Annotated in this window: 11 protein-coding genes; 5 read left to right on the top strand and 6 right to left on the bottom strand. The window is 73.9% G+C overall.

The window, feature by feature from the left end; genetic code table 11:
• Both DRV96_RS10010 and DRV96_RS10005 read right to left on the bottom strand, forming a co-directional pair.
• Nucleotides 1-506 (bottom strand): transposase (locus tag DRV96_RS10010; protein WP_419187045.1); only part of this gene is annotated, 506 nt, incomplete at its 3' end.
• Nucleotides 507-613: 107 nt separating this feature from the next.
• Complete coding sequence (locus DRV96_RS10005) at nt 614-1,252, bottom strand: hypothetical protein (RefSeq protein WP_119290498.1); 639 nt, start codon at nt 1,250-1,252, stop codon at nt 614-616.
• A 228-nt stretch (nt 1,253-1,480) separates the two neighbouring features.
• Between DRV96_RS10005 and DRV96_RS10000 the strand changes: the two genes are divergently transcribed.
• The 5 genes from DRV96_RS10000 (at nt 1,481) to ruvC (ending at nt 5,224) form a co-directional block, all read left to right on the top strand.
• On the top strand, nt 1,481-2,353 hold the full coding sequence (locus DRV96_RS10000) for an NAD(P)-dependent oxidoreductase (RefSeq protein ID WP_119290496.1): 873 nt from the start codon (nt 1,481-1,483) through the stop codon (nt 2,351-2,353).
• 69 nt (nt 2,354-2,422) lie between these two features.
• The gene (locus DRV96_RS09995; protein ID WP_235823363.1) at nt 2,423-2,986 is read left to right on the top strand and encodes an NADPH-dependent FMN reductase; all 564 of its coding nucleotides are present in this window, start codon (nt 2,423-2,425) and stop codon (nt 2,984-2,986) included.
• Nucleotides 2,987-3,078: 92 nt separating this feature from the next.
• Complete coding sequence (locus DRV96_RS09990; RefSeq protein ID WP_119290494.1) at nt 3,079-3,705, top strand: lysophospholipid acyltransferase family protein; 627 nt, start codon at nt 3,079-3,081, stop codon at nt 3,703-3,705.
• The gene (locus DRV96_RS09985; RefSeq protein ID WP_419187046.1) at nt 3,705-4,673 is read left to right on the top strand and encodes a phosphatidate cytidylyltransferase; all 969 of its coding nucleotides are present in this window, start codon (nt 3,705-3,707) and stop codon (nt 4,671-4,673) included. The genes DRV96_RS09990 and DRV96_RS09985 overlap by 1 nt, the downstream gene beginning before the upstream one ends.
• A gap of 2 nt (nt 4,674-4,675) precedes the next feature.
• Nucleotides 4,676-5,224: a crossover junction endodeoxyribonuclease RuvC gene (ruvC, locus tag DRV96_RS09980; RefSeq protein ID WP_119290490.1), complete on the top strand. Its 549-nt coding sequence runs from the start codon at nt 4,676-4,678 to the stop codon at nt 5,222-5,224.
• Nucleotides 5,225-5,243: 19 nt separating this feature from the next.
• Here the strand turns inward: ruvC and DRV96_RS09975 are convergent, their stop codons facing one another.
• The 4 genes from DRV96_RS09975 to DRV96_RS09960 all read right to left on the bottom strand — a co-directional run bounded on the left by DRV96_RS09975 (nt 5,244) and on the right by DRV96_RS09960 (nt 8,139).
• Nucleotides 5,244-5,438 (bottom strand): hypothetical protein, encoded by a 195-nt coding sequence (locus DRV96_RS09975; protein WP_419187044.1) that lies wholly within the window; start codon nt 5,436-5,438, stop codon nt 5,244-5,246.
• A 7-nt stretch (nt 5,439-5,445) separates the two neighbouring features.
• Nucleotides 5,446-6,378 (bottom strand): UDP-3-O-acyl-N-acetylglucosamine deacetylase, encoded by a 933-nt coding sequence (lpxC, locus tag DRV96_RS09970; protein ID WP_119290487.1) that lies wholly within the window; start codon nt 6,376-6,378, stop codon nt 5,446-5,448.
• Nucleotides 6,379-6,463: 85 nt separating this feature from the next.
• A complete protein-coding gene (locus DRV96_RS09965; protein WP_119290485.1) occupies nt 6,464-6,871 on the bottom strand; it encodes a winged helix-turn-helix domain-containing protein in 408 nt (135 codons plus the stop codon).
• Nucleotides 6,872-6,891: 20 nt separating this feature from the next.
• Nucleotides 6,892-8,139 (bottom strand): MFS transporter, encoded by a 1,248-nt coding sequence (locus DRV96_RS09960; protein ID WP_119290483.1) that lies wholly within the window; start codon nt 8,137-8,139, stop codon nt 6,892-6,894.
• Between the last annotated feature and the right edge of the window lie 80 nt (nt 8,140-8,219).

Raw genomic sequence — 8,219 nt, 5'->3', positions numbered from 1 at the left:
CCAGCGCTCATCAGCGCGGCCACGCTGGCGCTGAGCATCTCGTCCAGCGCCGCGCCGTGCGCCACCCGGAAGTCCGAAAGGCTGTGGTGATTGACCTGCACGCCGCCACTGATCCAGCGGTACGCATCGTGTTCGAGCACCAGGCGCGACAGCTCGCGCGCGCTGCCCACGCCCTCGAGCGTGGCGTATAGCCACAGCGCCAGCAGGATCTGCGGCGCAATGGCGCTGCGCCCCACGCCGCCCTCGCGCACCTTGATCGCGGCGTACAGCGCGCTCAGGTCTTGCCGCTCGACCCACGCCCACACCAGCCGGGCGCGGTGGCCCTCGCTCAGCAGCGACTCGAGGTCCATCGGGCGCAGCTCGACCTGGCTGCGGTTGGGCATGATCACCCGCGCTCGGCCCGCCGGGGCACCCGCTGCCGTAGTCGCGGCGGCCGTTGGCACCGGCAGATCGTCGAACAGTACACCACCACCACTCACGTCGGCCGCCTCGCATCGAGTACTCATGCCCCGACAACGGTGTCGCCAGCCAACCGCTGACAGGGTTTGCCCAAATCTTCACAGGCTCGCAGTCCTTGGCGGCCGTCGCCGGACGTGCGCGCGCGTGCGGCCGCTCAGCCCGACACGCGTGCCGCGCTCACGCGCCCGTCGCGCGGGTCGATCTCGCACTCGAACTGGAAGATCGTCGTCGGCATCCCGGTGGCGGGCACCGCGCGGCCCTGCCCGCGCAGCTCGAGGCGGTCGGCGGCGGTCTGCCGCAGCCGGCGCGTGCGGCCGTCGAAGCTGACCTGCGTGACGCCAGGCCAGCGCCGCTTGAGCGCCGCGGCCACGCTCGACTCGCAGGCCTCGGGCGACAGGTGCGACAGGTCGGGGTCGGTCTCGCGCGGCGTCGCGGCGGCGGCAGCGCGCGCCGGCGTGGTGTCGCGCATCACGACGCCCACCGCGTCGGGCTGGCGCGGGTCGACGTTGCAGCGGTAGCTGAAGCTGCGCGTGCCGTCGGGCGCGCGCCAGCGTCCGGCGCCGCGCAGCACGACGACGTCGTCGCCGGAGGCCGTCGCATCGACGATCGGCGCCGCGTTGAACGCGACGTCGGCGGCACGCGCGGCCTGCGGCAGCGCCTGCCGCACTGCGCGCTCGCACGCAGCGGCGGCCTCGTCGGCCGACGCGGTGGCCGCAGGCGCGGCCTGCGCGGGTGCCGCCGGCTCGGCGGCGACGGCGGCCAGCGGCAACAGGCCGAGGACGGCGGCGACCACGCGCCGCGGCAAGCTCGAGGGACACAGGGCGTTCATACCGCTAGTGTGAACGAAGCGTGCCGGCCGCGGGCCACCCGTTCATCGGCGGCCGCAAGCCGATGCCCACGTGGCGCGCCGTGCGCCGGCGAGGCGGTCACGCCGTCCAGCGCCGCTCGTCGAGCGCCTGAACGCGTCGGGGCGCAAGATCGTCGGCGCGCTCGGGCTGCACTGACCCCCGGAGGGACCCCGATGAACCAGAGGGTGCGCGAGGTGCTGTTCGTCGGCGTCGGCAAGATGGGCCTGCCGATGGCGACCCACCTGCACGCTGCCGGCCACCGCGTCATCGCGTTCGACCCGTCGCCCGAGCGGCGTGCGCTCGCCGCGCAGCGCGGGCTGGCCGTCGTCGAGCGGCTCGAGCCGGCGCTCGCACGGGCGCCGGTCGTCGTCAGCTCGCTGCCCGACGACGCGGCGCTGCGCGCGGTCGCGGCGCAGGTCGGCGCGCACGCGGCGGCCGGCGCGGTGTGGATCGACACCAGCACCGTCTCGCCCGAGGCCTCGCGCGACGCCGCCGCGCAGGCCGCAGCGCGCGGCGTCGCGTGCCTGCGCGCGCCGGTGTCGGGCAACAACGTGATGGCCGAGCGCGCGGCGCTGACGGTGTTCGTCTCCGGCGACCGCGCCGCGTACGACGCCTGCGAGCCCCTCTTCGCGTGCTGGGGCCCGCAGCGCTTCTGGCTCGGCGAGGCCGAGCAGGCGCGCGTGGCCAAGCTCGCGGTCAACCTGATGATCGTCGGCACCAGCACGATGCTCGCCGAGGCGCTCGCGCTCGGCGAGCGCGGCGGGCTCGAGTGGCAGCGGCTGTGGGACGTCGTCGAGGCCAGCGCCGTCGCGTCGCCGATCGTCAAGGCCAAGGCGCCGGCGCTGCGTGCACACGACTACACGCCGACCTTCACCGTCGAGCAGATGCGCAAGGACGTGTCGCTGATCCGCGCCGCCGCCGCCGCGCTCGGCGTGGCCACGCCGGTGACCGACGTCGCCGCCGCTGCACTCGATCGCGCCGCCGCAGCCGGCGAAGGCGGCGACGACTACGCCGTCGTGATCCGCGACGCGCGACGGCCCCACTGACACACCGACACGGCGCCGCGACGAGAATCGTCACCCCGCAACCTCTTCTCAACCACCGAGCACACACCCATGAGCACTCTGGACATCGTCGGCCTGTGCGGCAGCCTGCGCAAGGCCTCGTTGAACCGCCACGCGCTGCGTCTGGCCGGCGAGCTGATGCCCGCGACGATGAAGCTCGACATCGTCGAGTGGCGCGACGTGCCGCCGTTCGACGGCGACCTGCTCGCGCAGGGCGTGCCGCCGGCCGTGGCGGCGCTGACCGAGCGTATCCGCCGCGCCGACGCGGTGCTGATCGCGACGCCCGAGTACAACTTCTCGGTGCCCGGCGTGTTCAAGAATGTGCTCGACTGGATCAGCCGCGTCGACAACCAGCCGTTCGCACGCAAGCCGCTGGCGCTGCTGAGCGCCTCGGCCGGACCGCTGGGCGGCGCGCGTGTGCAGTACGACCTGCGCAAGGTGCTGCTGTACCTCGATGCGATGGTGCTCGCCAAGCCCGAGGTCTTCATCGGCATGGCGGCGACCAAGTTCGACGCCGAGGGCCGCTGCACCGACGAGACGACGCGCAAGTTCGTCGGCGACCAGATGGCGGCGTTCGAGCGCTGGATCGCCGCGGTGCAGCGCATGAAGGGCTGAGCCCCGGTCGCCCTGCGAGCCGCAGGCGGCGGGGGCGCCGCCGTGCCGGCGCGCCGCACGGTGGCGTCATCGGCGGCGGCTAGCATGCGCGCATGTCGCCCGCCGCCAAGCTGATGGGGCTGCTGATCGCGTTCGTCGCGCGCCTCGTGACGGGCGCGCAGGGCCACTGGAAAGGCTGCCCGCCGCAGGCGCTGCAGCGCATCTACTTCGCCAACCACCAGAGCCACCTCGACTGGGTGCTGATCTGGGCCGCGCTGCCGCGCGAGCTGCGCGCGCGCACGCGCCCGATCGCCGCGCGCGACTACTGGACGCGGGGGCGCTTTCGCCACTGGCTCACGCGCGAGGTGTTCAACGCCGTCTACGTCACGCGCCAGCGCAGCGACGACCAGGACCCGCTCGAGCCGCTCGTCGCGGCGCTCGAGCACGGCGACTCGCTCGTCATCTTCCCCGAGGGCACGCGCGGCCACCAGGAGTTGCCGCAGCCGTTCAAGAGCGGGCTGTACCACCTGGCCGAGCGCTTCCCCGACGTGCAGCTCGTGCCGGCGTGGATCGACAACGTGCAGCGCGTGATGCCCAAGGGCGAGGTGGTGCCGGTGCCGGTGCTGTGCAGCGTGACGTTCGGTGCGCCGATCCGGCTCGAGCCGGGCGAGGACAAGCGCGCGTTCCTCGAGCGCGCGCGCGAGGCCGTGATCGCGCTGCGCCCGCGGGGGCCGGCATGATGGACAGCCTGCGCGCCCTCGACGTCGACCAGCGCGTCGCGCTGCTGTTCGTCGCGCTGTTCGGCACGCTGCTCGCGGCCAGCGCGGCGCTGGCCGTCTTGAGCCTGCGCGAGCACGGTGCGTTGGCGCGCGCGCGGCTGCGCCGTGCCGGTGGCGAACTGGCCGCCGTGTGGGCCGGTGCCGCGGTGTTCTGGGCCGCGTGGATCGCCGGCGCGGTCGGTGCGACGCTGCTGTTCGGCGCGGTCTCGTTCCTCGCGCTGCGCGAGTTCGTCACGCTGATGCACACGCGCCGCGCCGACCACCGCAGCCTGATCCTCGCGTTCTTCGTCGTGCTGCCGCTGCAGTACGTGATCGTCGCGCAGCGGCGCTTCGACCTGTTCACCGTGTTCGTGCCGGTGTACGTGTTCCTCGCGCTGCCCGTGGTCAGCGCGCTGTCGGGCGATCCGCAGCGCTTCCTCGAGCGCAACGCGAAGCTGCAGTGGGGGCTGATGGTGACCGTCTACGGGCTCAGCCACGCGCCGGCGCTGCTGCTGCTCGACCTGCCCGGCAACGTCGGCGGCGGTGCGTTCCTGCTGTTCTTCCTCGTGCTCACGGTCGGCGCGGCGCAGCTGGTGCAGCAAGCGGCCAGCCGCTGGCGCCACCGCCGCCCGATGGTGCGCGAGATCAGCCGCTCGTTCTCGCTGCGCGCGTGGGGCGCCGGCATCGCCGCCGGCGCGCTGGTCGGCGCGGCCCTGGCGTGGATCACGCCGTTCGGCGCCGGGCCGGCGTTCGCGATCGCGGCGGTGGCCGCCGGCAGCGGCACGCTGGGGCAGCTGGTGATGGAGGCGCTCAAGCGCGACGCCGGGGTGCGACACTGGGGCTCGGCCGCGTCGGTGACCGGCGCCGTCGGCCTGCTCGACCGCGTCGCCGCGCTGTGCTTCGCGGCGCCGGTGTTCTTCCATTCGGTGCGGTGGTACTTCCAGACGTGACGATGCGCATCCTCGGCGTGGACCCCGGTCTGCGCACCACCGGCTTCGGCCTGATCGACGTCGACGGCCCTCGGCTGCACTACGTGGCCAGCGGCACCGTCAGCACCGCCGAGGCCGACCCCGGCGACCTGCCGGCGCGGCTGAAGCTGATCGTCGACGGCCTGCGCGAAGTCGTCGCGCGCTGGCAGCCGACCTGCGCGTCGGTCGAGATCGTGTTCGTCAACGTCAACCCGCAGAGCACGCTGCTGCTCGGTCAGGCGCGCGGCGCCGCGCTGGCCGCGCTGGTGTCGTCGGGGCTCGCGGTCAGCGAGTACACCGCGCTGCAGATGAAGAAGGCCGTCGTCGGCCACGGCCAGGCGCGCAAGGAGCAGGTGCAGGCGATGGTGCAGCGCCTGCTCGCGCTGCCCGCACTGCCCGGGCGCGATGCCGCCGACGCGCTCGGGCTGGCGGTGACGCACGCGCACGCGGCGCGCACGTTCGCGGCGATCGACCGCAGCGCGACGCGCCACAGGCTCACGCGCGCGCAGTACCGCAGCGGGCGCAGCTACTGAGCCGGCAGCCGGCGCGCGGCTATAGCAATGGCGTGAGCCGCTCGAGCACGATCACGGCGAAGAAGCCCAGCCCGGCGATCACGGTCCACTTGACGATCACGATGCCGCGGCGGCGCCAGCGCACGTCGCCGGTGGCCACGTACATCGCGAAGCTGAGCAGCCCGGCGACCAGCAGCAGGCCGAAGACGAGGCGAAACAGCAGGATGCCCGGCACCCTCGCCTCACCAGGCCGGCGCGAGCTGCGCGAAGCCGGCCGGGGCGCGCCGCTCGTCGTCGAACGTGACGATGCGGTACGCGCTCGCGTCGGCCAGCAGCGCGCGCAGCAGCCGGTTGTTCAGCGCGTGGCCGCTGCGGTAGGCGCTGTAGGCCGCGAGCAGGTTGCCGCCGATGCGCAGGTCGCCGATCGCGTCGAGGATCTTGTGCTTGGCGAATTCGTCGCCGTAGCGCAGCCCGTCGGCGTTGAGCACGCGGTAGTCGTCGACGACGATCACGTTGTCCATGCTGCCGCCGAGCCCGAGGCCGCGCGCGCGCATCGTCTCGACGTCCTTCGTGAAGCCGAAGGTGCGCGCGCGCGCGATGTCGCGCCGGTAGTCGCCGCTGCCGAAGTCGAACGTGACCTGCTGGCCGGTCGCGTCGACGGCCGGGTGGTTGAACTCGATCGCGAAGCTGAGCTTGTAGCCGTGGTACGGCTCGAGGCGCGCCCACTTCAGCGTCGCACCCTCGCCTTCGCGGATCTCGACGGGCTTGAGCACCTGGATGAAGCGCTTGGGCGCGTTCTGCAGCTCGATGCCGGCGCTTTGCAGCAGGAACACGAAGCTCGCCGCCGAGCCGTCGAGGATCGGCACCTCGTCGCCGGCGATGTCGATCGTCAGGTTGTCGATGCCCAGCCCGGCGCACGCGGACATCAGGTGCTCGATCGTCTGCACCTTCGGCGCGCCGGGATCGCCGCCGGCGCTGATCGTCGAGGCCATGCGCGTGTCGCACACGGCCTGCGCGTCGACGCGGATGTCCACCGGCTGCGGCAGGTCGACGCGGCGGAACGTGAAGCCGGCGCCGGGAGCTGCCGGGCGCAACGTCAGCTCGACCTTCTGGCCGCTGTGCACGCCCACGCCGACGGCCCGCGTGAGCGACTTGATCGTGCGTTGCTGGAGCATGCGGCGATTGTCCCCGAAGGCGACGCCGCACGCACTCGCGCCGGGTCGATCGCCGCGATAGCCGCGCCTCGGCGGCCGGCGCGCGTCAGCGCCCGTCGTCGCCGCCGGCGCCGGCGCGCACCAGCGCCGCCAGCTGCGGCAGCCGCCGCTGCACGGCGCGCTGCGCGTCGGCCTCGATCGCACGGTACAGCGCGAGCACCTGCTCGCCTGTGGGCGTCAGCTTCGCACCGCCGCCGGCGCTGCCGCCGCGCTGCTTGTCGACCAGCGGCGCGACGAAGTCGCGGTTCATCGCCTCGACCAGCGACCACACGCGCTGGTAGCTCATGCCCAGCCGGCGGCCGGCCTCGGCGAGCGAGCCGGTCTCGGCAATGCCCTGCAGCACGTCGGCCTTGCCGGGGCCGATCGCGACCGCGTGCTTGATCTGCACGCGAAAGCGCGCCTGCGCCTCGAGCCGCTGCGTCGGCGTCGCGTCCGTTCGCGTCCCCTTCGTCACGGCGGCATTGTCCCTCGCGTTCAGCGCGGCGCCACGCGTCCCAGCGCCAGCGTGCCGCCGGCCATCAGCAGAGCCGCCACGCCGAACGCGAGCGACGGCGACAGCGCACTCCAAACGACGCCGACCAGCGCGCTCGACGCGAACTTCGCCAGCCCGTTGACGGTGCCGAGTGCGCCGACGGCGAGGTCGAGCGTCTCGCCGCCGACCAGCCCGGCCGTCATCGGCGACTCGAGCGCCTCCTGCACCGCGGTGTACAGGCCGGCGACGACGAACACGCCCGCGAGCAGCGCGACGTGGCTGGCCCCGGTCCAGAACGCGAGCGCGGTCAGCGCCGCGGTCAGCGTGCCCAGCGCGTAGCCGGCGAGCAGCACCGGCGGCGTGCCGAAGCGGTCGGCCAGCGCGCCGACCGGCACCGACGCCGCGACCTGCACGACGTTGCGCAGCACGTACAGCAGCCCGGCCACCTGCGCCGCCTGCACGACGCCCAGCGACGGCGTCAGCAGCTGCGTCGCGGCCAGGATCAGCAGCGTGTGCGAGAAGTCGCCGCAGCCGAACAGCCCGACCGCGCCGAGGTAGCGCCTGAAGCGCGCCGGCAGCGCACGCAGCGCACCGACGAAGCGCAGCGCCGGGTTCGGCGAGCGCTGCGCATCGCGCACCAGCCACGCGAACGCGAGCACCGCGGCGACGCCGGGGATCACGCTCAACCACAGCACGACGCGAAACGGCCCGCTCGCGTCGTCGCCGAACGCGCCCCAACCCTGCGCCCAGCCGAGCAGCGCGACGCCGAGCAGCGGCCCGACGACCGCGCCGAGCGTGTCCATCGCGCGGTGGAAGCCGAACGCGCGCCCGCGCGTGTCGGCGCTGACGGCCTGCAGCACGATGGCGTCGCGCAGCGGCCCACGCAGCCCCTTGCCGAACCACGCGACGACACGCCCGAGCAGCAGCAGCGGCCAGCCGGCGGCCAGCGCGATCAGCGCCTGCCCGAGCGGCGTCAGCGCGTAGCCCAGAAGCACCAGGCGCTTGCGGTGGCCGAAGCGGTCGGCGACGTAGCCGGCGGCCATCTTCGTGAACGCCGCGACGGCGTCGGCGATGCCCTCGATCAGGCCGAGCGCGGCCGCCGGAACGCCGAGCACGGCGAGGAAGCCCGGCAGCACGACAGTCGTCGTCTCGTAGCACAGGTCGCCGAGCGCGCTCGTCAGCCCGGCGCCGGCCACCGTGCGGTTGAGCCAGCGCCGCGGGGCGGGCGCGGCAGGATCATTGGAAGACATCGGTGGGCGACGAAGTTGCGGGGGCAAGGCCAAGGCGGCACACTGCGCGGCGCCGCCGCCCCGATGATCGCTCATGCGGC

Origin of the sequence: Azohydromonas sediminis (genome assembly GCF_003574675.1) — a bacterium.
GTDB lineage: Bacteria > Pseudomonadota > Gammaproteobacteria > Burkholderiales > Burkholderiaceae_C > Calidifontimicrobium > Calidifontimicrobium sediminis.
Note: the sequence above shows the minus strand (reverse complement) of the source record. Positions and strands in the feature narration are given on the sequence as shown.

Coding starts and splice junctions, on each gene's coding strand:
- DRV96_RS10000 (WP_119290496.1), top strand. CDS start 1,481: ATGAACCAGAGGGTGCGCGAGGTGCTGTTCGTCGGCGTCGGCAAGATG.
- DRV96_RS09995 (WP_235823363.1), top strand. CDS start 2,423: ATGAGCACTCTGGACATCGTCGGCCTGTGCGGCAGCCTGCGCAAGGCC.
- DRV96_RS09990 (WP_119290494.1), top strand. CDS start 3,079: ATGTCGCCCGCCGCCAAGCTGATGGGGCTGCTGATCGCGTTCGTCGCG.
- DRV96_RS09985 (WP_419187046.1), top strand. CDS start 3,705: ATGGACAGCCTGCGCGCCCTCGACGTCGACCAGCGCGTCGCGCTGCTG.
- ruvC (WP_119290490.1), top strand. CDS start 4,676: ATGCGCATCCTCGGCGTGGACCCCGGTCTGCGCACCACCGGCTTCGGC.
- lpxC (WP_119290487.1), bottom strand. CDS start 6,378: ATGCTCCAGCAACGCACGATCAAGTCGCTCACGCGGGCCGTCGGCGTG.
- DRV96_RS09960 (WP_119290483.1), bottom strand. CDS start 8,139: ATGTCTTCCAATGATCCTGCCGCGCCCGCCCCGCGGCGCTGGCTCAAC.